At 61.1% G+C, this 23,530-nt stretch carries 23 protein-coding genes; 20 read left to right on the forward strand and 3 right to left on the reverse strand.

Annotated elements, in window-relative coordinates; genetic code table 11:
* From B9N88_RS05095 to B9N88_RS05105, 3 genes are all read left to right on the forward strand, one after another.
* Positions 1-669 (forward strand): ATP-binding cassette domain-containing protein (locus tag B9N88_RS05095; RefSeq protein ID WP_143491242.1); only part of this gene is annotated, 669 nt, incomplete at its 5' end.
* A 19-nt stretch (positions 670-688) separates the two neighbouring features.
* Entirely contained in the window at positions 689-1,654 is a 966-nt protein-coding gene (gene araH / locus B9N88_RS05100) for an L-arabinose ABC transporter permease AraH (protein ID WP_027603626.1), read from the forward strand.
* Between the two features lie 87 nt (positions 1,655-1,741).
* Entirely contained in the window at positions 1,742-2,545 is an 804-nt protein-coding gene (locus B9N88_RS05105) for an IclR family transcriptional regulator (RefSeq protein ID WP_027603627.1), read from the forward strand.
* Here the strand turns inward: B9N88_RS05105 and B9N88_RS05110 are convergent, their stop codons facing one another.
* The gene (locus B9N88_RS05110; protein WP_027603628.1) at positions 2,546-3,598 is read right to left on the reverse strand and encodes an NAD(P)-dependent alcohol dehydrogenase; all 1,053 of its coding nucleotides are present in this window, start codon (positions 3,596-3,598) and stop codon (positions 2,546-2,548) included. It abuts the gene before it with no gap.
* Positions 3,599-3,780: 182 nt separating this feature from the next.
* On the opposite strand from B9N88_RS05110, the gene B9N88_RS05115 reads away from it, so the two are divergent.
* Positions 3,781-4,674, forward strand: a complete 894-nt coding sequence (locus B9N88_RS05115) for an AraC family transcriptional regulator (protein ID WP_027603629.1) — start codon at positions 3,781-3,783, stop codon at positions 4,672-4,674.
* A gap of 80 nt (positions 4,675-4,754) precedes the next feature.
* Here the strand turns inward: B9N88_RS05115 and B9N88_RS05120 are convergent, their stop codons facing one another.
* The gene (locus B9N88_RS05120) at positions 4,755-6,419 is read right to left on the reverse strand and encodes an electron transfer flavoprotein-ubiquinone oxidoreductase (protein WP_027603630.1); all 1,665 of its coding nucleotides are present in this window, start codon (positions 6,417-6,419) and stop codon (positions 4,755-4,757) included.
* Between the two features lie 533 nt (positions 6,420-6,952).
* Between B9N88_RS05120 and B9N88_RS05125 the strand changes: the two genes are divergently transcribed.
* The 14 genes from B9N88_RS05125 to B9N88_RS05190 all read left to right on the forward strand — a co-directional run bounded on the left by B9N88_RS05125 (position 6,953) and on the right by B9N88_RS05190 (position 18,603).
* Positions 6,953-7,702, forward strand: a complete 750-nt coding sequence (locus B9N88_RS05125; RefSeq protein WP_027603631.1) for an electron transfer flavoprotein subunit beta/FixA family protein — start codon at positions 6,953-6,955, stop codon at positions 7,700-7,702.
* Between the two features lie 2 nt (positions 7,703-7,704).
* Positions 7,705-8,634, forward strand: coding sequence for an electron transfer flavoprotein subunit alpha/FixB family protein (locus B9N88_RS05130; RefSeq protein WP_027603632.1), 930 nt, complete (start codon positions 7,705-7,707; stop codon positions 8,632-8,634).
* Between the two features lie 84 nt (positions 8,635-8,718).
* Positions 8,719-9,534 carry a substrate-binding periplasmic protein gene (locus tag B9N88_RS05135; protein ID WP_027603633.1) on the forward strand — a complete coding sequence of 272 codons (816 nt, stop codon included), beginning with the start codon at positions 8,719-8,721 and terminating at the stop codon, positions 9,532-9,534.
* Between the two features lie 9 nt (positions 9,535-9,543).
* Entirely contained in the window at positions 9,544-9,906 is a 363-nt protein-coding gene (locus B9N88_RS05140) for a DUF4398 domain-containing protein (protein WP_027603634.1), read from the forward strand.
* The gene (locus B9N88_RS05145) at positions 9,903-10,718 is read left to right on the forward strand and encodes an OmpA family protein (RefSeq protein WP_027603635.1); all 816 of its coding nucleotides are present in this window, start codon (positions 9,903-9,905) and stop codon (positions 10,716-10,718) included. The genes B9N88_RS05140 and B9N88_RS05145 overlap by 4 nt, the downstream gene beginning before the upstream one ends.
* 271 nt (positions 10,719-10,989) lie before the next feature.
* Positions 10,990-12,429: an aminotransferase-like domain-containing protein gene (locus B9N88_RS05150; RefSeq protein WP_017527404.1), complete on the forward strand. Its 1,440-nt coding sequence runs from the start codon at positions 10,990-10,992 to the stop codon at positions 12,427-12,429.
* A gap of 104 nt (positions 12,430-12,533) precedes the next feature.
* A complete protein-coding gene (locus B9N88_RS05155; RefSeq protein ID WP_027603636.1) occupies positions 12,534-13,025 on the forward strand; it encodes a hypothetical protein in 492 nt (163 codons plus the stop codon).
* A 162-nt stretch (positions 13,026-13,187) separates the two neighbouring features.
* Positions 13,188-13,442: a YkgJ family cysteine cluster protein gene (locus B9N88_RS05160; RefSeq protein WP_017527406.1), complete on the forward strand. Its 255-nt coding sequence runs from the start codon at positions 13,188-13,190 to the stop codon at positions 13,440-13,442.
* Between the two features lie 41 nt (positions 13,443-13,483).
* Positions 13,484-14,089, forward strand: a complete 606-nt coding sequence (locus tag B9N88_RS05165) for an START domain-containing protein (RefSeq protein ID WP_027603637.1) — start codon at positions 13,484-13,486, stop codon at positions 14,087-14,089.
* 103 nt (positions 14,090-14,192) lie between these two features.
* Positions 14,193-14,429, forward strand: a complete 237-nt coding sequence (locus B9N88_RS05170; RefSeq protein WP_027603638.1) for a hypothetical protein — start codon at positions 14,193-14,195, stop codon at positions 14,427-14,429.
* 213 nt (positions 14,430-14,642) lie between these two features.
* A complete protein-coding gene (locus tag B9N88_RS05175; protein ID WP_015885395.1) occupies positions 14,643-14,984 on the forward strand; it encodes a ribonuclease E inhibitor RraB in 342 nt (113 codons plus the stop codon).
* Between the two features lie 454 nt (positions 14,985-15,438).
* Entirely contained in the window at positions 15,439-16,848 is a 1,410-nt protein-coding gene (locus tag B9N88_RS05180; protein ID WP_027603639.1) for a circularly permuted type 2 ATP-grasp protein, read from the forward strand.
* Positions 16,849-16,852: 4 nt separating this feature from the next.
* On the forward strand, positions 16,853-17,803 hold the full coding sequence (locus B9N88_RS05185; protein ID WP_027603640.1) for an alpha-E domain-containing protein: 951 nt from the start codon (positions 16,853-16,855) through the stop codon (positions 17,801-17,803).
* Complete coding sequence (locus B9N88_RS05190; RefSeq protein WP_027603641.1) at positions 17,800-18,603, forward strand: transglutaminase family protein; 804 nt, start codon at positions 17,800-17,802, stop codon at positions 18,601-18,603. The genes B9N88_RS05185 and B9N88_RS05190 overlap by 4 nt, the downstream gene beginning before the upstream one ends.
* Positions 18,604-18,631: 28 nt before the next feature.
* On the opposite strand, the gene B9N88_RS05195 is transcribed toward B9N88_RS05190, so the two are convergent.
* Positions 18,632-19,438: a c-type cytochrome gene (locus tag B9N88_RS05195; RefSeq protein ID WP_027603642.1), complete on the reverse strand. Its 807-nt coding sequence runs from the start codon at positions 19,436-19,438 to the stop codon at positions 18,632-18,634.
* 639 nt (positions 19,439-20,077) lie between these two features.
* On the opposite strand from B9N88_RS05195, the gene B9N88_RS05200 reads away from it, so the two are divergent.
* Positions 20,078-21,283 carry an acetyl-CoA C-acetyltransferase gene (locus tag B9N88_RS05200; protein ID WP_027603643.1) on the forward strand — a complete coding sequence of 402 codons (1,206 nt, stop codon included), beginning with the start codon at positions 20,078-20,080 and terminating at the stop codon, positions 21,281-21,283.
* 16 nt (positions 21,284-21,299) lie between these two features.
* Positions 21,300-23,444 carry a 3-hydroxyacyl-CoA dehydrogenase NAD-binding domain-containing protein gene (locus tag B9N88_RS05205; protein WP_027603644.1) on the forward strand — a complete coding sequence of 715 codons (2,145 nt, stop codon included), beginning with the start codon at positions 21,300-21,302 and terminating at the stop codon, positions 23,442-23,444.
* The last annotated feature ends 86 nt before the right edge of the window (positions 23,445-23,530 follow it).

The raw sequence follows: 23,530 nt of genomic DNA on the forward strand, positions 1-23,530 counted from the left end.
CGCAAGGGCGAGATTCTCGGCCTGTTCGGCTTGGTCGGGGCAGGGCGCACGGAGCTGTTCCGTTTGCTCAGCGGCTTGGAGCGCGCCAGCGCCGGCAGCCTGGAGCTCTGCGGTGAAGCACTGACACTGCGCTCACCGCGTGATGCCATCGCCGCCGGTGTACTGCTGTGCCCGGAAGACCGCAAGAAGGAAGGCATCATTCCGCTGTCCAGCGTCGCCGAGAACATCAATATCAGCGCCCGTGGCGCCCACTCTTCGTTCGGCTGGTTGCTGCGCGATGGCTGGGAGAAGGGCAATGCCGACCAGCAGATCAGGGCGATGAAGGTTAAAACCCCGACCGCCGCGCAAAAGATCATGTACCTGTCCGGCGGCAACCAGCAGAAAGCCATTCTTGGCCGCTGGCTGTCGATGCCGATGAAGGTGCTGCTGCTGGACGAGCCGACTCGCGGCATCGACATCGGCGCCAAGTCGGAGATCTACCAGATCATTCATAACCTGGCCGCCAGCGGTATTGCGGTGATTGTGGTGTCCAGCGACCTGATGGAAGTGATGGGCATCTCCGATCGCATCCTGGTGATGAGCGAAGGCGCGCTGACCGGCGAGCTGAGCCGCGATCAAGCGGATGAAGCACGCCTGCTGCAATTGGCACTCCCGCGTTCGCGGGCTTGAAGAATAAGAGGGTGTAGGCATGTCTCAGGTAAAAACTGCAAAGGGCTTCTGGCCGGGTTTCAACCAGCGCAAGTTTCTCGATGACTGGGTGATGCTGCTGGCGGCATTGGGCATCTTTGTGCTCAGCGCGCTGTTTATCGACAACTTCCTCTCGCCGCTGAACATGCGTGGCCTGGGCCTGGCGATTTCCACCGTGGGCATTGCCGCCTGCACCATGCTGTTCTGCCTGGCGTCGGGGCACTTCGACCTGTCGGTGGGCTCGGTGATCGCCTGCGCCGGTGTGGTGGCGGGGATCGTGATTCGCGACACCGACAGCGTGACGCTCGGTGTGTTCGCTGCATTGGCCATGGGCCTGGTGGTGGGGCTGATCAACGGCATTGTCATCGCCAAGCTGCGTATCAATGCGTTGATCGCGACGTTGGCGACCATGCAGATCGTGCGCGGCCTGGCCTATATCTTCTCCAACGGCAAGGCGGTGGGGGTGATGAACGAGGATTTCTTTGTGTTCGGCAACGGCCAACTGTTGGGCGTGCCGGTGCCGATCATCATCACCGTGCTGTGCTTTGTGTTTTTTGGCTGGCTGTTGAACTACACCACCTATGGGCGCAACACCATGGCGATCGGGGGGAACCAGGAAGCCGCGTTGCTCGCCGGGGTGAACGTTGACCGCACCAAGATCATCATCTTTGCTGTGCACGGCCTGATCGGCGCCTTGGCCGGGGTGATCCTCGCCTCGCGCATGACCTCGGGCCAGCCGATGATCGGCCAGGGGTTCGAGCTGACGGTGATTTCCGCCTGCGTGCTGGGCGGGGTGTCGTTGAGCGGCGGCATCGGCATGATCCGCCATGTGATTGCCGGGGTGCTGATCCTGGCGATCATCGAGAACGCGATGAACCTGAAGAATATCGACACCTTCTACCAGTACGTGATTCGTGGTTCGATCCTGTTGCTGGCGGTCATCATCGACCGCATGAAGCAGCGCTAGACCGAACACCTCCCACCTTTGGATCGCCACTGTATTGAGGGACGGTATTTGCCATAATGCCCCCGCTTTCATACCTATAGGCCCGATATGCAGGAAAACGCCCACACCCCCGTCAAAGACGCAGCCCCCACCGGCACCCAGACCCTGCTGCGTGGCCTGGGCGTCGTGCAGGCGGTGGCGGCCGGTGCGCGGGATCTGAAAGAGATCGCCAGGCGCATCGGCACCACCCGCAGCACCACCCACCGCCTGGCCAGTTGCCTGGTGGAAGAGCGTTACCTGCGCGTGGTGCCGCAAGTCGGCTACCTGTTGGGGCCGAAGTTGATCGAGCTGGGGTTTCAGGCCCGCGAAGAGCTGCCGCTGGTGACCCTGGCGGTGCCGTACCTGGATGAGCTGTCGGCATTGACCGGCGACACCATCCACCTGGCCATTCGCGAATACGACGATGTGCTTTACCTGCACAAGAACCCTGGCCGCAACGGTCCGGAAATGCGCTCGCGGGTCGGCCATCGCATGCCGTTGGCGCGCACGGGCGTGGGCAAGGCGATGCTGCTGGATGACTCGGTGCAAGAGTGGCAGCGCTTGTACGAGACCAGCCTGCCGGCGGGTGGGAAAAACCTGCAATGGCCGCAGCATCCAGAACAGTCCTGGGCGCAGTTCGAGCAGCGCATGCGTGAGTATGTGGTGGGCGGGTATGCGTTCGACCTGGAAGACAACGAACCGTCGATCCGTTGCGTAGCGGCACCGGTGCGCGATGCCAGCCGGCGAATCGTCGCCGGCATCAGCATCGCCAGTACCGTGCCCTACATGCCGCTGGAGAAAATGGCCGAGCTGATCCCTGTGATCAAACAGGTCGCAGCGCGGCTGTCGGCGGAGTTGGGTGCGAAGGCCTGATCAGACCTTCAAGGTTGCCATGTCGATGACAAAGCGGTACTTCACATCACCGGCGATCATGCGGGTATAGGCCTCATTGATCTGGCGGATGTCGAGCATTTCGATGTCGCAGGTGATGCCATGCTCGGCGCAGAAATCCAGGACTTCCTGGGTTTCGGCAATGCCACCGATCAGCGAACCGGCCAGCACTTTACGCCCCAATACCAGTTTGGCGGCGTTGACCGGTGGGTCCACGGGCTCGATCAGGCCAACCAGGATGTGCACGCCATCAAAGCGTAATACGTCGAGGTAGGGGTTCAGGTCGTGCTGCACCGGGATGGTGTCGAGCAGGAAGTCAAAGCTGCCGGCGGCGGCTTGCATCTGTTCGGCATCGGTGGACACGATCACATGGTCGGCACCCTGGCGGCGGCCTTCTTCAGCCTTGCTCGCCGAGCGGGTGAACAGTGTCACTTCCGCGCCCATGGCCTTGGCGAACTTGATGCCCATATGGCCCAGGCCACCCATGCCGAGAACCCCGACCTTGTCGCCAGCCTTGACGCCGTAGTGCTTGAGCGGCGAATAGGTGGTGATGCCCGCGCACAGGATCGGCGCGGCGCTGGCCAGGTCGAGCTTGGCCGGGATCTTCACCACGAAGTGCTCGCTGACCACGATGCTGTCGGAGTAACCGCCCATGGTGTTGCTGCCGTCGACGCGGTCCGGTGTGGCGTAGGTCATGGTCGGGCCTTCGAGGCAATATTGCTCCAGGTCCGATTTGCACGCTTCGCAGTGGCGGCACGAATCGACCATGCAGCCGACACCGACCAGGTCACCGACTTTATGCGCGGTCACGCGGGCGCCGACGGCGGTGACCTTGCCGACGATCTCGTGGCCCGGCATCAGCGGGTACACGGCGATGCCCCATTCGTTGCGCGCCTGGTGGATGTCGGAATGGCACACGCCGCAGTAGAGAATCTCGATGGCCACGTCATCGGCGCGCGGGCTGCGGCGTTCAAACGACATGGGGGCGAGGGGAGTGGTGGCCGACTGGGCGGCGTAACCGATGGCGGTATACATGGCGAAAACCTCGCAAAAGCAGGGACAGATGAGGCGGGCCATTTTCCGCGTCACCCCCTGATGCGGCCATGGCGATTGCTCCGAGTCTCATGCCTATTCGTCCGGGAGTGCCCCCTGTTTGGATTCATCTGCGGCCAGACCTGCGATGATGCTCTCATCCCTTATTCGCGAAGTTTTTTGCCATGCTGTTGACCCGCCATGTTGATGCCAACGCCACGCTGGTTGCCCTGATCGAGGGGCTGACGTCCCGCGACGGTTTCTCCCCGACCCACCTGCCGGGTGTGCAAGTACTGCGCGCCAGTTGCGACGTGGCACGCGGTCCGCAGATCTACGAGCCGAGCCTGATGTTCGTCGCCCAAGGCAGCAAGGTCGCCTACCTGGGCCCGCGTACGCTGGAGTATGGCGCCGGGCACTACTTGATCCAGGCGATGCCGGTGCCGTTCGAGTGCGAGACATTCGCCATGGCGCCCGGTGCGCCGCTGCTGGGGGTGACCGTGGGCATCGACCGCGTGGTGCTGGGTGAGTTGGTGATGGCCATGGGCATGCAGGCCGGTCCGCCGCCGACCGCGCAAACCCTGGAGTCGATGAGTTCGGTGGTCCTGGATGACGCCATGCGCGGCTGCGTGGAGCGGCTGCTGCAGTGCCTGCACGATCCACTGGAAAGCCGGATCATGGGCCCGGCGCGGGTGCGGGAATTATTGTTCACCGCCTTGCGCGGCCCCCAGGCCGATGTGCTGCGCGCCTTGGTGGAACAGCAGGGGCAGTTTTCGCGGATCGCCACGTCGTTGAATCACCTGCATGCCCATTACGCCGAGCCGCTGAATATCGAGACGTTGGCGGGGTACGCGCATATGAGTGCGTCGACGTTTCACGAGCATTTCAAGCGTTGCACGCTGCTGTCGCCGGTGCAGTACTTGAAGCGTTTGCGCTTGCTCAAGGCTCAGCAGTTGCTGCTGGTGGAGGGCATGGGCGTGGCGCAGGCGGCGCATAGCGTGGGGTACCAGAGTACGTCGCAGTTCAGTCGCGAGTACAAGCGCTACTTCGAGCGCAACCCTGGCGAAGAGCGGGCTGCCTAGTCATTTCAGGCAAGCCCCCTCCCACAGTTGTCCGAGTTTGACTGCATAAAAAAGGCTCCCATTCGGGAGCCTCGCTTGGCTTACATATTCGGGTAAGTCGGCCCGCCCGCACCTTCCGGTGTGACCCACGTGATGTTCTGCGAAGGGTCCTTGATGTCACAGGTCTTGCAGTGCACGCAGTTCTGGGCGTTGATCTGGAAGCGCTTCTCGCCGTCTTCCTGGGTGATCACTTCATACACGCCGGCCGGGCAGTAACGCTGCGCCGGTTCATCGTAGAGCGGCAGGTTGGTGCCGATCGGGATGCTTGGGTCTTTCAACTTCAAGTGGCACGGCTGCTCTTCTTCGTGGTTGGTACCGGAGATGAACACCGAGCTCAACTTGTCGAAGCTCAACTTGCCGTCGGGTTTCGGGTAGTCGATCTTCTTGCTGTCCTTGGCCAGCTTCAGGCAGGCGTAGTCCGGCTTGGTGTCGTGCAGGGTGAACGGCATCTTGCCGCCGAGGATGTTCTGGTCGAACCAGTTGAAGCCGGCGCCGATGATCGGGCCGAACTTGTGCATCGCCGGGCCGAAGTTGCGGCTGGCGAACAGTTCTTCGTAGAGCCAGCTTGCCTTGAAGCTGTCGACATAGTTGGTCAGCTCATCGCCGCCTTCGGATTCGGCCAGCAGGCGTTCGGCCACGGCATCGGCAGCGAGCATGCCGGACTTCATCGCAGTGTGGCTGCCCTTGATCTTGGCCACGTTCATGGTGCCCAGGTCGCAGCCGATGAGCGCGCCGCCCTTGAAGACCATCTTCGGCAACGAGTTGATACCGCCCTTGGCCAGGGCGCGTGCGCCGTAGCTGATGCGCTTGCCGCCTTCCAGGTACTGGGCCAGCACCGGGTGGTGCTTGAGGCGCTGGAACTCATCGAAGGGCGACAGGAAGGTGTTGCTGTAGGACAGGTCGACGATCAGGCCAACCACCACCTGGTTGTTTTCCAGGTGATAGAGGAACGAGCCACCGGTGTTCTCGTTGCTCATGATGTCCAGCGGCCAACCGGCGGTGTGCACCACCAGGCCTGGCTGGTGCTTGGCCGGGTCGATTTCCCAGATTTCCTTGAGGCCGATGCCGTAGTGCTGGGCGTCGGCGTCGCTGTCCAGGTTGAAACGCTGGATCAACTGCTTGCCGATATGCCCACGGCAGCCTTCGGCGAACAGCGTGTACTTGCCGCGCAGTTCCATGCCGGGGGTATAGACGCCTTCCTTTGGCTGGCCTTCACGGTCGACGCCCAGGTCGCCGGTGATGATCCCGCGCACCACGCCGTTTTCATCGAACAGTGCTTCCTGGGCGGCGAAGCCTGGGTAGACTTCCACGCCCAGGTTCTCGGCCTGCTGGGCCAGCCAGCGGCACAGGTTGCCCAGGGAGATGATGTAGTTGCCTTCGTTGTGCATGGTCTTGGGCACGAAGAAGTCAGGCACCTTGGTGGAGGTGTCGGCGCTGCGCAGCACATAGATGTCATCGCGCACCACGGGGGTGTTGAGCGGGGCGCCGAGTTCCTTCCAGTCCGGGAACAGTTCGTTCAGGGCGCGGGGCTCGAACACGGCACCGGAGAGGATGTGTGCGCCCACTTCGGAGCCTTTCTCGACCACGCAGACGCTGATTTCCTTACCGGCTTCGGCGGCCTTCTGCTTCAGTCGGCAGGCGGCAGACAGGCCCGCCGGGCCAGCGCCGACGATGACCACGTCGAATTCCATGTATTCGCGTTCCACAGGCTATCTCCTACTCAAGGCTCAACAGGCTTTTTTTCTAATGGGTGGAGGTTCGGTGTCGTGTCCGTCATCGCCGTGCGCAACGGCAGGGGATGACCCACCTGTCTCTCTAGGTGGCGCATTATATATAGACCACTGTCAGCGTCCAATACAAACGTTTGTTTGAATTGCCCGCAGGCTAGGTAAATCAAAGCAACGCGGCTTATGACTGGCCATTTTGCCGTATTGACCAGAATAGGCGTTCCGGTCAATATACGGTCGGTTTTGCACAGACCGTAGGCAGACTGTAGGTTTCAAGAGCACGTCCAAAAGCACGGCAAAGGCAAAACAGGTGACGCGCGTTTAATTGATGGCGCGCAGTTTACACGCCGCGATAAAGAATGACCTCCCAGTCACCACTGACGAACGGTCATCACTTCCCGTGAGCAAGGTCATTCGCCGCCGTTTTTGGAGGTGCCCTTGTGTGCCGATGAGCATCAACCGCCAGGTTCGCCTAGGCGACTTTCTTTTCACCGGAGAGTAACGAGGAATCCATGAAGGTTCTTGTAGCTGTCAAACGCGTTGTCGATTACAACGTGAAAGTTCGCGTCAAGGCGGACAATTCCGGCGTCGACCTTGCTAACGTCAAGATGTCGATGAACCCTTTCTGTGAAATCGCCGTGGAAGAAGCCGTACGCCTGAAAGAGAAAGGCGTGGCGACTGAAATCGTTGTGGTTTCCATCGGCCCGACCACTGCTCAAGAGCAGTTGCGTACCGCCCTGGCACTGGGTGCCGACCGCGCTATCCTGGTCGAGTCCGCTGAAGAGCTGACCTCCCTGGCCGTGGCCAAGTTGCTCAAGGCCGTTGTCGACAAGGAACAGCCTCAACTGGTGATCCTCGGCAAACAGGCGATCGACAGCGACAACAACCAGACTGGCCAGATGCTGGCTGCACTCACCCGTTACGGCCAGGGCACCTTCGCTTCCAAAGTCGAAGTGAGCGGCGACAACGTTGCCGTGACCCGTGAAATCGACGGCGGCGCGCAGACGGTTTCCCTGAAACTGCCGGCCATCGTCACCACCGACCTGCGTTTGAACGAGCCGCGCTACGCGTCCCTGCCAAACATCATGAAAGCCAAGAAGAAGCCTCTCGAAGTGCTGACTCCGGATGCTTTGGGCGTTTCCACCGCCTCCACCAACAAGACCGTCAAAGTCGAAGCGCCGGCTGCACGCAGCGCGGGCATCAAGGTCAAGTCGGTGGCTGAACTGGTCGAGAAACTGAAAAACGAAGCGAAGGTAATCTAAAAATGACTATCTTGGTAATCGCTGAACACGACAACAAGGTGCTGGCCCCGGCCACCCTGAACACTGTTGCTGCTGCCGCTAAAATCGGTGGCGACATCCACGTACTGGTCGCCGGTCAAGGCGCTGGCGCCGTGGCTGAGGCTGCAGCCAAAGTGGCTGGCGTGAGCAAAGTACTGCTGGCCGACAATGCCGCTTACGCTCACCAACTGCCGGAAAACGTCGCCCCTCTGGTAGCAGAGCTGGGCGCTGGCTACAGCCACATCCTGGCTGCCGCCACTTCCAACGGCAAAAACATCCTGCCACGCGTTGCCGCGCAGCTGGACGTTGACCAGATCTCCGAGATCATCTCGGTAGAAAGCGCCGACACCTTCAAGCGCCCGATCTACGCCGGTAACGCGATTGCCACCGTGCAATCGACCGCTGCCGTCAAAGTCATCACCGTGCGTGCCACCGGTTTCGACCCGGTTGCCGCTGAAGGTGGCTCGGCTGCCGTTGAAGCTGTTTCCGCGGCCCACGACGCTGGCACCTCCAGCTTTGTCGGCGAAGAGCTGGCCAAGTCGGACCGTCCTGAGCTGACCGCTGCCAAGATCGTCGTTTCCGGCGGCCGCGGCATGCAGAACGGTGACAACTTCAAGCACCTGTACGCCCTGGCCGACAAGCTCGGCGCTGCGGTCGGCGCCTCCCGCGCGGCCGTCGACGCAGGCTTCGTACCCAACGACATGCAGGTCGGCCAGACCGGCAAGATCGTTGCGCCACAGCTGTACATCGCCGTCGGTATCTCCGGCGCGATCCAGCACTTGGCCGGCATGAAAGACTCCAAGGTGATCGTCGCGATCAACAAGGACGAAGAAGCACCGATCTTCCAGGTGGCCGATTACGGCCTGGTGGCGGACTTGTTCGAAGCCGTACCTGAGTTGGAGAAGCTGGTCTAATCCAGCCGCTTCACTTATAAAGAGCCCGGTCTAGTGACCGGGCTTTTTTTGGCCCGGGCTTTTTTGAACGCCGGAGAAACCGCTATGGAACTGCGCCCCTGGGCCGTACTGCTGGGACTTACGCTGCTGCCGAGCCTGACCCAGGCAGCCGGCAAATGTGACCGCCTGGTGATCACCGGCAGCCCGGACGCACCGCCGCTGCTGTGGCGCGATCCCCAAGACCCGACGCACCTGATCGGCGCCACCGCCGATGTCTTGCAACAGGTAGCCAAGGAGCTTGGGTTGAAAATCGACCTGCTCTACGGCGGCAAGCGTTCCCTGGCCCTGGACGAAGTGCGCAGCGGGCGCATGGACATCCTCGCCGATGCACCGCTGAACCTTGGCGAGCTGGAAACCCTCGACTACATCCACCCGGCGCTGGTACAGCTCGATTATCTGGTCTGGACCCGCAAGGATTCGGCGCTGGCCTATACCACGGCGGCCGACCTGCATGGCCACAAGGGTGCAGTGTCGGAGCGAGCACGCTTGAGCCGCGACTTTGAAACCTTCGCCGGCCAGCAACTGACCCTGCAACGCCTGCCCACGTTGACCCCGGCCTTCCAGAAACTGCTGCTGGGGGAAGTGGACTACGTGCTGGCCGGGCGTTACTCCGGCATGGCCATGGCCCAGACGTTAGGGATGAGCAATGACCTGGTCGCCCGCGACGTGCCCGTCGATCAGCCCGGCCTGTACCTGGCGATTTCCCACAACTCGGCCTGCAATGATCCGTGGCTGCGCGGACAGCTGGCCAAAAAGATGACAGAATTGCCCGGGTCTGGTGTGACGGAAGCCGCGCTGCAGCGCAATCTGGAGCGTTGGAAAGCGCAATTGCAACAACCCGTCGGCACCCCAACAAAGTAGGGATTTTCAGTGACTCTTCGACCTTTTTTCGCGGCCCTCGCCGTTGTCGCTCTGGCGGGATGTGCGGCCGATCCTGCGCCGAATGAACAAATTCGCCTCACCCAGCAAGCCCTGGAACAAGCCAACGCCGTGGGCGCCAGCGCCGATGAATCACCCGAACTGAAACTGGCCGAGGACAAATTCGCCCAGGCCAAGGCCGACATGGCCGAGCAATCCTACAAGGACGCGCGCATGCAGGCCGAACAGGCCGAGCTGGACGCGCGCCTGGCCGAAGCCCAGGTACTGACCCGCAAGAGCCAGGAACAACTGAACGTGCTCAACACCCGCATCACGCGCCTGCGCAAGCAATTGCAGCTGGGAGAAGCCCAATGAACCCGATGATCCGTGGTCTGGGCTGTGCGGTGCTGCTGGGCAGTGCGGCACTGGGCGGTTGTGCCAGCCACCCCAATGGCGAACAGGCCTTGCAACAGGCGGGCAGCGACTTCCAGAAGGTCAAGGAAGACGCCAACGTGCTGCGTATCGCACCCAAGGACGTGATCCGCGCCGGCGAATCCCTGGCGCGGGCCGACCGTTTGTCCAGCTACTGGGGCAGCGGTGCCGACGTGGTGCATTACGCCTACCTGAGCCAGCGCTACAGTGCCATCGCCCGCGAACACACCGAGCAGACACTTAACGAAGAGCGTGCCGCCAAGCTCGAACTGGAACGCCAGCGCCTGCAATTGGCCCTGCGCGAAAGCAAGCTGATCAGCGTGCAGCAGCAGGGTAAATGGCTCGAAGAACAGATCGCCAGCCTGACCACCACCCAGACCGATCGCGGCCTGGTGATGACCCTGGGCGACGTGCTGTTCGATACCGGCGAAGCGGAGTTGAAAAATTCGGCCAACCGCACGGTGTTGAAAATCGTGCAGTTCCTGCAACTGAACCCCAAGCGTGTGGTGCGCATCGAGGGGTACGCCGACAATACCGGTGGTCAGCAGGAAAACCTCAAACTGTCCCGTGATCGTGCGCAGTCGGTGGCCGATGTGCTGGTGGACCTGGGGATCGATGAGAAGCGCATCCAGGTTGAAGGCTACGGCGACCAGTACCCGGTGGAAGCCAACGCCTCCGAGCGTGGCCGCGCGCAGAACCGTCGCGTGGAAATAGTGTTCTCCGACGAGAAGGGCCAGTTGGGCGCCGCTCGCTGAAGCCTTGCGCAAATCAAAAGGGTGGGAGGGGGCTTGCCCCCGATAGCGGTGGACCAGTCACTATTTTCGGCGACTGACACTCCGTCATCGGGAGCAAGCCCCCTCCCACATTGTTCTGTATACATCTGAGTATTCTCTCCACTCACCTTACAGTTTTTACTGTCACTCCCGCGCGCGCTCGACTATTGTGGCAACTGTCCCCGTACACTTCTAAACTGTGCTGGTATGTTTCACACAAAAATAAAATACCCGTGAAATCGAGTGCTGCGTCATGACCAATCTGTTGCTTTACCAACGTATCGCCCAGCAACTGGCTGAGGACATCCGTCGCGGTGTCTATCAACCTGGCGAGCGCGTGCCCTCGGTGCGCAAGATGAGCTCCCAGCTCAATGTCAGCCACGCTACGGTATTGCAGGCCTACGCCAACCTGGAAGACCAGGGGCTGATCCGGGCACGGCCGCAGTCCGGTTACTACGTGCACCAGACGCCAGCACTCACGGCGCCCACGCCGGACATCGCGCGGGTCGAGCGCCCGGGGTTGGTCACCCGCAGCAGCATTATCCAGCAGGTATTGGGCGAGTCGCGCCGCGAAGGTGTATTTCCCCTGGGCGCCGCCGTGCCGAGCGTCGACTATCTGCCGGTACGGGCGCTGCACCAGCAATTGGCCAAGGTCACGCGCTTCCAGAGCCCACGCGCCTTCAGCTACATGTTCAGCCCCGGTTTCGAGCCGCTGCGTCGCCAGGTGGCGATTCGCATGCGTGACGCCGGCGTGGTGGTGGACCCCTCCGAAGTGGTGATCACCCACGGCTGTGTTGACGCCTTGCAGATGTCGCTACGGGTGCTGACACGCCCCGGCGACTTGATCGCGGCTGAATCGCCGACCTATTACGGCTTGCTGCAACTGGCCGACCTGTTGGGCCTCAAGGTCATCGAGATCCCCAGCGACCCGTCCACCGGCATGAGCCTGGAAGCCCTGCAACTGGCCGCCAACCAATGGTCGATCAAGGCCCTGGTGTTGACCACGCGCCTGAGCAACCCCCTGGGCGGCACCATGCCCGAGGAACGGCAGAAACAGTTGCTGCGCCTGGCCTCGGATTTCGACATCCAGATTGTCGAAGACGATATTTACGGCGAACTGATGTTCGAACTCGGCCGCACCAAGGCCCTCAAGGCCTATGATCGCCTGGACCGGGTCATTTATTGCTCGAGCTTTTCCAAGACCTTGTCGCCGGGTGTGCGCATCGGCTGGATGATCGCCGGCAAGTACCAGCAGGAAATCCAGCGCCTGCAAATGTTCAGCACCCACTCGGCCTGCAGCGTCACCCAGATGGGCGTGGCAGCGTATCTGGAGAACGGCGGCTACGACCGGCACCTGCGTTACATCCGCCAGGAATACCGCAAGAATCTCAGCGCCTTCCAACTGGCGGTGCAGCAGTATTTCCCGGAAGGCACCCAGATGACTCGTCCGACGGGCGGCTTTATCTTGTGGGTCAGTTTGCCAGGGCGGGTCAATACCCAGGAACTGCACGTGCGCGCCCTGCAACAGGGCATCAGCATTGCGCCGGGCTTGATCTTCAGCAATACCGAGCAGTTCAACCACTGTATTCGCCTTAACTGCGGCACACCGTGGAACCGCGAAGCAGAGCGTGCGCTGATGACCCTGGGGATGCTGGCCAGCCAGCTATGCCAGGAAACCGCAGCCGGCTTTTGAGGCGCCGAAAAGGCGCAGCGCCGATAGCTGGCTGATCACCGCGCTTGTCATGCCGCGCACAACAAGCGAGCATATGGCCCTCTGCCGTTAATGCTGTAGGCAATATGACTTCGATTGTTCGCGCTGCTTTGGTGATTGGCCTGTTAAGCCTGTGTAACGTCGGCACAGCGCTGGCGGCGGCACCCGTGGCTGAAAACAAGCCCGCTGCCAATACCCGGCAGGATGCCCCGGCAAAAAAACCTTCCCCCGCCAAGCAAGCCCCCGTCGCGAAAAAACCAACCGCCACGGCGAAAAAACGTGCGTCGACGGCGAAAAAATCCAAGTCAGCCCAGGAAGTGGCACAGACCAAACTGCCACCGGCACAGTTGGATTTGTCCCTGCCTTCGGACATGGTCAGGCATCTGCAGCCCCTGGGTACCGTGCCCAAGCCCAAGAGCGTGCCGTTGTTGCCGCCGATGTTCGGTGAAAAGCCCACCGACAACAGTGCGTTCCAGATCAACGGCCGTTTGCTCAGCAATGAGATGAAGCTGCAACTGCGCAACGAAGAGCGCCGTGAAGTGGAAGGTGCCGCGTTGGAATTCGAGTTCAAACAGTAAACTTTTTCCTACAAAGTGACGCAGGCCGTCGACCATTTGTCGCAGACTGGTCGGTCACTTTTGTTTTGTGCGAAAAACCCCTGTTAACCCATTTTAAAACGACTGTTTAAGGGCGTACCCTAGCCCGGCCGTCCCTATTGAGTCGTCGAGGACCTGCTGGTCATGAATTGCCGTGAAGGCTGTGGCGCCTGCTGCATCGCCCCCTCCATCAGTTCGCCGTTACCCGGGATGCCCAATGGCAAACCGGCGGGCGAACGCTGCCTGCACCTGTCGGTCGAACAGCTGTGCCAACTGTTCGGCCAGCCGGAGCGCCCGGCGGTGTGCAGTGATTTCAAGGCGGATATCGATGTCTGCGGCACCGACCAGGCCGATGCGATCCGGTTGATCGGCTGGTGGGAGCAGATGACGGCGGCTTGAGGGGCTTTACTATCGGAACTTCAACAATAAGGAATACAACAATGGGTTCGCTGAAACGAATGGCTGTGCTGTGCGGTTTTACCCTGGTATTTGCTGCCACTGCCCAGGCTGAGGATTGGCAGGTTGCCAAGGATGAAGACGGTATCAAGGTGTCCCTGAGCGAAGTCGCCGGCTCCAAATACAAGGCGTATCGCGGTGTGACCGTGATCAAGGCGCCTGTCGCCAGGATCCAGGCCCTGCAGGAAGATGTGGCCGGTGCCTGCTCGTGGATTCATGAGTGCAAATCCCAGAAGCTGGTGGACAAGAAAGGCGATGAGGCCTGGACCTACACCCAGTTCAAGGCGCCTTTCCCGGTGACCGATCGTGATTCATATATCCATGTCACCACCACCAAGGACGCCGACGGCAGCGTAACCCGCAAGCTGCAGGGCGTGCCGACCTACAAGCCCGAAGAAAAAGGCTACGTGCGAGTCGCTCAGGTCGAGGGCTTCTGGAAACTGGTCCCTAAAGGCGCCAATGAGACCGAAGTCACCTACCAGGTACACACCGAGCCAGGCGGCAGCGTGCCGTCGTGGCTGGCCAACAAGTTCGTGGTGGAAGCGCCGTTCAACACCCTGAAAGCCTTGAAGGAACACGCTGAAAAATAACTGTGCTTGATCCGGTGCTTCCTGACTTGAGTGGAACGTTTGCCGAGCCCTCAAGGTCCAGATAGATGTAAGCCCACACATGGGTTTTATCGAGGAGGCACCGATGCAAAAGTGGCAGATTACCTTCGTTGATGATCACGGCGTACAGTCCGTGGAGCAGTTCACCTGCGAGCACAAGCCCAGCCTCGAAGATGCGGCACACATGATCCGCAACAAGCTGGTGCCCGTGGCCGCCGAACTGGACCTCAACGACCTTGAGGGCCGCAAGCCCGAGCCAACGGTCAAGATCCTCAAAGACCAGAACAGTATTCAAATCCTCGACATCTCTCCCGCCGCCTGAACATTTCCTGTATGCCATTCAAGCACCTCTGGTGGAGGTGATAGCTTCGCGCTACTCTGCAAGTGAGATCAGCGAATGAATCGCTAAGGTCTGGTCTTGTCAGCTACATGCTTGTTTTCCCGTGGTGATGTTGTTGCCGTGGTACCCGCGCCGTCAGCGCGCGGGCTTTGGGAAGCACGGAAAGTCTATCCATCGGTTTGAGGAGGACGTTTCATGAGCACAGCCTATCAAGAAGACATCAGCACCAACGTTCTGCGCCGCATGAAAGAAGGCGGTTTCGACTTTTCACGGTTCCACCCCATTGAGTTCTACGCCATTTTCCCGGATGAGGAACGGGCGCGCAGGGCTGCGGGTGAATTTCGTGGTGAGTCCCTGAATGCCCAGGTCAGTGCGCGCGACGATGGCGCCTGGTACCTGGAACTGAGCAAGATCATGTTTGCAACCTACGATGGCATAGGAGACTTCGAGCAGGACTTTGAAGCGGTGGTCGAGCCGCTGGGCGGAATCATCGAAGGTTGGGGCGTCAAGCAGGAGGTGCGTGGGTTACCCATGTAGCGCCATTGTATGAGCAACACAGCGTATCGGCTGACCCTGGGGTCGGCCGATTTTGTATGTGCTGTGTGAAAATTTCCGGAACTACCGTTGCCCTTTCCCGCACAAAAAAAAGCCACCCGAAAAGGGTGGCTGAAAGGGAAGACCGAAGGAGCCGGTCAGTACACGAGCTTCAAGGTACCGAGTGCGGGATGGGTAAGGCTGTAGGACGTGTCCTGTTCAGCGGATGGGGAGAATTATCCGCAGGCTGGCACGGGCAGTGAAATCAACTCTGACTATGCTGTTGATAGCCAAAGCCTGCATTGCCATGAAGCGTGCGGCAGTGCAGTGGGGATTCCGCGCACCAGGACGGTGCGATCAGGTCTTTGCTTATATTCAACTCACTGATTTTTAAGTGTTTATGCCGCTGGCACGGGCCTTGCGATGGTTCTTGCGTCCGGGTGACAAGGAGTACGGCATGATCCGCACTTATTACGACGAAATGTACGATGGGGCAGGGCAGGTTCGCCCTCACTACCGCGAGTTCGCCCGCTGGTTGGCCGACACCCCCGCTGAACTGCTGGCCCAGCGCCGGCGCGAAGCCGATTTGCTGTTTCACCGCGCCGGGATCACCTTCACGCTTTACGGCGACGAGCAGGGCACCGAGCGCCTGATTCCGTTCGACACCATCCCCCGCAGCATTCCCGCCAGCGAATGGCGGATGGTCGAGCGTGGCTGCATCCAGCGGGTCAAGGCGCTGAACATGTTTCTCGCCGACCTCTATCACGAACAACGCATCATCAAGGCCGGGATCATTCCCGCCGAACAGGTACTGGCCAACGAGCAATACCAGTTGGCAATGCAGGGGCTGAACCTGCACCGCGACCTGTATTCCCACATCTCCGGAGTCGACCTCGTACGCGACGGCGACGGCACCTACTACGTGCTGGAAGACAACCTGCGTACACCCAGCGGCGTGAGCTACATGCTCGAAGACCGCAAGATGATGATGCGCCTGTTCCCCGAGCTGTTCGCGGCCCAGCGCATCGCGCCGATCGATCATTACCCCAACCTGCTGCTCGATACCCTGAAAAGCGCCAGCCCCCTGGATAATCCCAGCGTCGTGGTGCTGACCCCGGGGCGCTTCAACAGCGCGTTTTTCGAGCATGCATTTTTAGCCCGGGAAATGGGTGTGGAGTTGGTGGAAGGCGCCGACCTGTTCGTGCGCGATGACCGTGTGTTCATGCGCACCACCGACGGCCCCAAAGCCGTGGACGTGATCTACCGTCGCCTCGACGACGCATTCCTCGACCCGCTGGCCTTCAACCCCGACTCCATGCTCGGCGTGCCCGGCCTGCTGGCGGCGTATCGCTCGGGCAATGTGGTGCTGGCCAATGCCATCGGCACCGGGGTGGCGGATGACAAGTCGGTGTACCCCTTCGTCACCGAGATGATCCGTTTTTACCTGGACGAAGAACCGATCCTGCAGAACGTTCCCACCTTCCAGTGCCGTAAGCCCGACGAATTGTCCCACGTGCTGGCCAACCTGCCGGACCTGGTGGTGAAGGAAACCCAGGGCTCCGGCGGCTACGGCATGCTGGTGGGCCCAGCGTCCACGGCCGCGGAAATCGAAGCCTTCCGCGCGCGTATCAAGGCCAAGCCCCACGCCTATATCGCACAGCCAACCCTGTGTTTATCCACCTGCCCGACCTTTGTCGAAAACGGCATTGCGCCGCGCCATATCGACCTGCGCCCGTTCGTGTTGTCCGGCAAGGAAACCCGTGTGGTACCCGGCGGTTTGACCCGTGTCGCGCTGCGTGAAGGGTCGCTGGTGGTCAATTCGTCCCAGGGCGGCGGCACCAAAGACACCTGGGTGGTCGAGGACTGATGCCATGTTGAGTAGAACTGCCTCGGATTTGTACTGGATGTCGCGCTACCTGGAACGCGCGGAAAACCTCGCGCGCATGCTCGATGTCAGTTATTCGCTGTCGCTGATGCCCCAGGATGGGCGCGGTGATGGCCTGCATGAACTGGCCATGCCGCTGTTGATCACCGGCACGCTGGATGATTACCGCGAGCGCCACGGCGAATTGCACGCCGAACGCCTGCTGCATTTCTTCGCACTGGATGCGGCCAACCCGGCCAGCATCTACAGTTGTCTCGGTGCCGCGCGGGCCAGCGCCCATGCTGTGCGTGGGCGAATTACTGCCGACATGTGGGAAAACATCAACGCCACCTGGCTGGAGATTCGCGAAATCTCACAGCAGGGCCTCAGCCGCTACGGCATGAGCCGCTTCTGCGAGTGGGTCAAGGAGCGTTCCCATCTGTTCCGGGGGGCGACCTACGGCACCATCATGCGCAATGACGCCTTCCGTTTTATTCGGCTGGGTACGTTTATCGAGCGCGCCGACAACACCCTGCGCCTGCTGGATGCGCGCTATGAAATGGCCGGCGACCAGGCCGAAGCGGTCACCGATGGCACTGCCCACGCCTACTATCAATGGAGCGCCTTGCTGCGCGCGTTATCGTCGTTCGAGGCCTACACCGAGATCTACCGCGACGCCCCAGGTGCCCGGCAAGTCGCGGAGCTGTTGCTGTTGCGCGCCGATGTACCGCGCTCCCTGCGGGCCTGCAGCGAAGAGATCGACCAGATCCTCGCCAGCCTGCCCGGCATCAACGGCCGTCCGGCCCAGCGCCTGGCGGCCGAGATGGATGCGCGGCTGCGGTTTACCGCGATCGATGAAATCCTCGAGGAAGGCCTGCACGCCTGGCTGACCGACTTTATCCCCTTGGTCCGCCAGTTGGGCGACGCCATCTACAGTTCCTACCTGGAGGCCGCATGAGACTCTCCATCAGCCACGAAACCACCTACCACTACGAAGACCAGGTACGCGCCAGCATCCAGTACCTGCGTCTCACACCCCACGACAGCGAGCGCCAGCACGTGCTCAGTTGGCAACTGGACCTGCCTCGCCCGGTGCGCGCGCAGATCGACCCGTTCGGCAACATCCTGCACGTGCTGACCCTGGACGAACCCCACGACGCCATCATCATTGGCGCCCGTGGCCAGGTGGATATTGATGAGCTGCGTGAGGCTGAACACGAGAGCCAGTCAGCCTTTCCGTTCCTGCGCTGCACCCGCCTGACCGAGCCCGACGACGCCCTGCGCGCTTTTGCGCAGCAGCATTGCCACCAGCGTCGTGATCGCACCGCGTTGATCGACCTGATGCACGCCCTCAACCAGTCGATGGTCTACACGCCCGGCGCCACCGAAGTCGACACCTGCGCCGCCCAGGCCTTCGCAGGGCGGGCGGGGGTGTGCCAGGACCATACCCATGCGTTCCTGGCCTGCGCGCGCAGCCTGGGCATTCCTGCGCGGTATGTGTCGGGGTATTTGTACACGGAAGACAGTACTCACCTGGCCAGCCACGCCTGGGCCGAAGCCTGGCTGGATGACGCCTGGTACAGCTTTGACGTGACCAACCAACTGGCCCGGCCGGAGCGGCATTTGAAACTGGCCGTGGGCCTGGACTACCTCGACGCTTGCCCGGTGCGCGGCATGCGCCGTGGCGGTGGGCATGAGCAGATGCATGCCAAGGTATTCGTGGCGCCGACGCCGGTGGTCCTGGTCCAGCAGCAATAACCCGCTCGCCACCGAGATCAGGCTGGGCTCAGGGGTGTTGTTTACGCCCCGCCATATGCTTCAAGTACCCCACCAGCAATTCCAGCTCGCTGTCAGGCAACACGCTGGCGGTGAACGCTGGCATCTTCGCCTGCGGCCAGTGCCTCAGGCTCTGCGGGTCGCGGATATAGCGCTTGAGGAAGTCGTCGCTGAAATATTCCGTAGGGTTGTAGGGAACATTCAGGTCCGGCCCCACCTGTGCATCGCCGGCGCCATTGAGGCGGTGACAGGCCAGGCAGTTCTTCTGGAACAGCGCAAAGCCCTGGTTGACCGGATCATTCGCAGCCAGCGTCGGGTCGGGCAGCAGCGCCGGAAAACGTTCGGCCACCGTCTTCAACTGCTTGATCGCGGAGATCTGGAACGGCCACTGCTCCGGGCTGATATGCCCGGCCTGCGGATCGGTCCACACCAGGTAGAACGGCCCGGCACTCGGCTTGCCGTCTGCCAACGGGGGCCATGGGTGGACCGGGTCTTCCACGGCCAGCCAGGCGCGGGCGCCGTTTTTTTGCAGCAACGGTGCAGCCGTCAGTTCGGCGGCGAAGCCATCCAGGGCAACGGCTTGCAGATGATTATCGGGCTGTAGGCCCGGCAGGAGCACTGCCAGCGGTACTGCGCGATAGGTCATGTTGCGCTTGTAGGAAACGTCATCGACGACCTGCACTGTCTGCGCGTCCGGATGCTTGAGCAGGTCGGCGGTCTGCCAGGTCTTGCGGCTGTGATCCAGCTCGACGGTCAATTGCGCCGCCGAAGCGGGCAGGGCGAGCAACAAGGCAAGGAATGCGAAGATCGGTTTCAAGACGGCGGCCCCGTGTTAAGTGGCGATAGGGCCCACGATAGCGGAAAAGTGCAGGTAAAAAGGCAGCCCCTGCAACAGGATCGCTATGCACGAAGTCCCGGCAGGTGCTGCCAAAAGCGGTAATCCTGAGGAAAGAACAGGCTCAAGAAGAGGTCACCCAATGACCTTGGTCAAGTTGGGCAAGATCAGAATCAATGTGGTGGCGAACAGAATAAGTCCCGCCTGACGTACTTTCGAATGTTTGAACATGGCTGACTGCCTTTTGTTGTTATTCCTGAGCGTCAAATGCGTGCCGTTGAATATGAGTATCGCAATGTGACGTGTCGCTTTTCTTACAGCTGCTCCAGCAAAACCCGGCAGCAACTTCTTACTGATTGAACCTTAGAGCCCTCGTTCTGCGCGGCTTAGACCCATTTCATATCACCTGATCAGCATTTCAGCTTAAAAAGGCATGAGGCATAACGCCATCTTGGCGCCAATGCCTTGGCTAGACAGCTAAAACGATTAATCCAGCAATTACCTTAGGTGCCTACCGTTCGTCCGAGCGTGGCGGTCAAAAGCAATGAGCGCATCCGTCATTGAAACCGTGTCAATCGGGCCTAAGGTAAGGGCATTACTGCGCAATGGTTCGAGGACGTCATGACCCAAGCTTTGATCTTTGATGCGATACGCACGCCCCGCGGCAAAGGCAAGGCCGACGGCGCCCTGCACAGCGTCAAGCCGGTAAACCTGGTGGCCGGCCTGCTCACCGCGCTGGCACAACGCAACGACCTCGACACCCAGCAGGTGGATGACTTCGTGCTCGGCTGCGTTACCCCGGTGGGCGACCAGGGCGCCGACATCGCCAAGACCGCCGCCCTGGTGGCGGACTGGGCCGTCAGCGTCGCCGGTGTACAGATCAACCGCTTCTGCGCCTCGGGCCTGGAGGCGGTTAACCTCGGCGCGATGAAAGTGCGTTCCGGCTTTGAGGACCTGGTGGTGGTCGGCGGCGTGGAGTCCATGTCCCGCGTGCCCATGGGCAGCGATGGCGGGGCCTGGGTGCTCGACCCGCAGACCAACATGCACAGCCACTTCACGCCCCAGGGCATTGGCGCCGACCTGATCGCCACCCTGGAAGGTTTCACCCGCGAGGATGTCGATACCTTTGCCCTGCAGTCCCAGCAGAAAGCCGCCAGGGCGCGTGCAGACGGTTCCTTCAACAAGTCGTTGATCGCGGTGCAGGACCAGAACGGCATTGTGCTGCTGGACCATGATGAATTCATTCGCGCCGATTCCACCCTCGAAGGCCTGGGCAAGCTCAAGCCCAGCTTCGAAATGATGGGGCAGATGGGCTTCGACGCCACCGCGTTGCGGGTCTATAGCCATGTAGAACGCATCCACCATGTACACACACCGGGCAATAGCTCGGGCATCGTCGACGGCGCCGCATTGATGTTGATCGGCTCCGAAGCGAAGAGCCGCGAGCTGGGTCTGCAACCGCGGGCACGCATCGTCGCCACGGCCGTCACTAGCACCGACCCGACCATCATGCTCACAGGCCCGGCGCCGGCCACCCGTAAAGCGCTGGCCAAGGCCGGTTTGCGCGTAGAAGACATCGACCTGTTCGAGGTCAACGAGGCCTTTGCCTCGGTGGTGCTCAAGTTCATCAAGGATATGGGCATCGACGCCGCGCGCGTCAACGTCAACGGCGGCTCCATCGCCATGGGCCACCCGCTGGGCGCCACGGGTTGCGCGATCCTCGGCACCCTGCTCGACGAACTGGAGGTGCGCCAGCAGCGCTACGGCCTGGCCACCCTGTGTGTCGGCGGCGGCATGGGCATCGCCACTATTATCGAACGCCTCTGAGCCCAAGGAATTTGTCATGACCGCTGCCATTCGTTACGAAAAAGGCCAGGACCAGATCGTGGTGCTGACCCTCGACATGCCCGGCCAGAGCGCCAACACCATGAACGCCGCGTACCGTGAGGCAATGGCGGCCACCGTCGCACGCCTGCAAGCGGAAAAGGACGACATTGCCGGTGTGGTTATCACCTCGGCGAAGAAGACCTTTTTCGCCGGCGGCGACCTCAATGAACTGATCAAGGTCGACAAGGCCCACGCCAAGGATTTCTACGCCAGCGTCCTGGTGTTGAAGGCGCAACTGCGCAGCCTGGAAACCCTCGGCAGGCCGGTGGTGGCCGCCATCAATGGCGCAGCCCTCGGCGGCGGTTGGGAGATCTGCCTGGCGTGTCACTACCGCGTCGTGCTGGATGACAAGTCGGTGCAACTCGGTTTGCCGGAGGTCACCCTTGGCCTGCTGCCAGGCGGCGGTGGCGTGGTGAGGATGGTGCGCATGCTGGGGCTGGAAAAGGCCTTGCCGTATTTGCTCGAAGGCAAGAAAGTCCGGCCCCAGCAAGCGCTGCAAGCCGGGTGGGTCGATGAGCTGGCGGCGGATCGCACTGAGCTGCTGGCCAAATCCCGCGCATGGATTCTCGCCAATCCGCAGGCCAGTCAGCCGTGGGACAACAAGGCCTATCAGATTCCCGGTGGTACGCCGTCTCACCCGAAAGTGGCGCAAATGCTCGCCATCGCACCATCGATTTTGCGCAGCAAAACCAACGGCTGCTTCCCGGCCCCGGAGAAAATCCTCTGCGCCGCCGTGGAAGGCGCGCAGGTGGATTTCGATACCGCACATGTGATTGAAACCCGCTACTTCACCGAATTGGTCACCGGGCAGGTGGCGAAAAACATGATGGGCACCTTCTGGTTCCAACTCAATGAAATCAACGCCGGCAGCTCGCGGCCTCAGGGCTTTGCGCCTTACGTGACGCGTAAGGTCGGGGTACTCGGTGCCGGGATGATGGGCGCAGGCATCGCCTATGTCAGCGCCTGCGCCGGTATCGATGTGGTGCTCAAGGACATCAACCAGGCGGCCGCCGAGAAGGGCAAGGCGCATTCGACGGCGCTGTTGGACAAGAAGGTCAGTCGTGGGCAATTGACCGCCGAGCAGCGCGAAACCACCCTCGCGCGGATTCATCCTACGGCTTCGGATGCTGATCTGGCCGGCTGTGACCTGATCATCGAGGCCGTGTTCGAAGACCGTGAACTCAAGGCCAAGGTCTCGGCTGCCGCACACAATGTGGTCGGCGCCGACGCGGTGATCGCCTCCAACACGTCTACCTTGCCCATCAGCGGCCTGGCCACGGCGGTGCCGGATCAAGGCAAGTTCATCGGCCTGCATTTCTTCAGCCCGGTGGACAAGATGCCCCTGGTGGAAATCATCAAGGGCGCCCGCACTTCGGACGAAACCCTGGCCCGAGGGTTCGATTTCGTCCTGCAAATCAAGAAAACTCCGATCGTGGTCAACGACAGTCGCGGGTTCTTCACCTCGCGGGTGTTCGGCACCTTCACCCATGAAGGCATCGCCATGCTCGGCGAAGGCGTGGCTGCGCCGATGATCGAGACCGAGGCGCGCAAGGCGGGTATGCCGGTGGGGCCGCTGGCGGTGTCCGATGAAGTGTCCCTCAGCCTGATGAGTCATATCCGACAGCAGGCTGCCAAGGATCTGCAGGCGGAAGGTAAAACAGTCCCACGCCATCCGGCGACGGTGGTAATTGATCTGTTGGTGAACGAGTACAAACGCGCGGGCAAGGCGGCGGGAGGCGGTTTCTACGAGTACCCGGCGGGCGGGCAGAAGCATTTGTGGCCTGAATTGAAAGCGCGCTTTGAGCGAGCCGACCAGCGCATTTCAGCACAGGATGTGCGCGACCGTTTGCTGTTTATCCAGGCCATCGAGACCGTGCGCTGCGTAGAGGAGGGCGTGTTGATGTCCACCGCGGATGCCAACGTGGGGTCGATCTTCGGGATCGGTTTTGCCGCCTGGAGTGGTGGCGCGTTGCAGTTTATCAACCAGTACGGCCTCAATGACTTTATCGCCCGTGCCCGCTACCTGGAGGAACAGTATGGGGAGCGGTTCTCGCCGCCGGCGTTGTTGCTCGACAAAGCTGCGCAGAACACGACCTTCTGACGGTTTTGGGCATGCACAGGGCTTGCCTTGTCAGGGTATTTCAAGGCAGGCTCTGGGGTGTGCATTATTCCCATCACCGTGTCAGG

The organism is Pseudomonas sp. LAMO17WK12:I1 (genome assembly GCF_900177315.1).
GTDB classification, from domain to species: Bacteria; Pseudomonadota; Gammaproteobacteria; order Pseudomonadales; family Pseudomonadaceae; genus Aquipseudomonas; species Aquipseudomonas marginalis.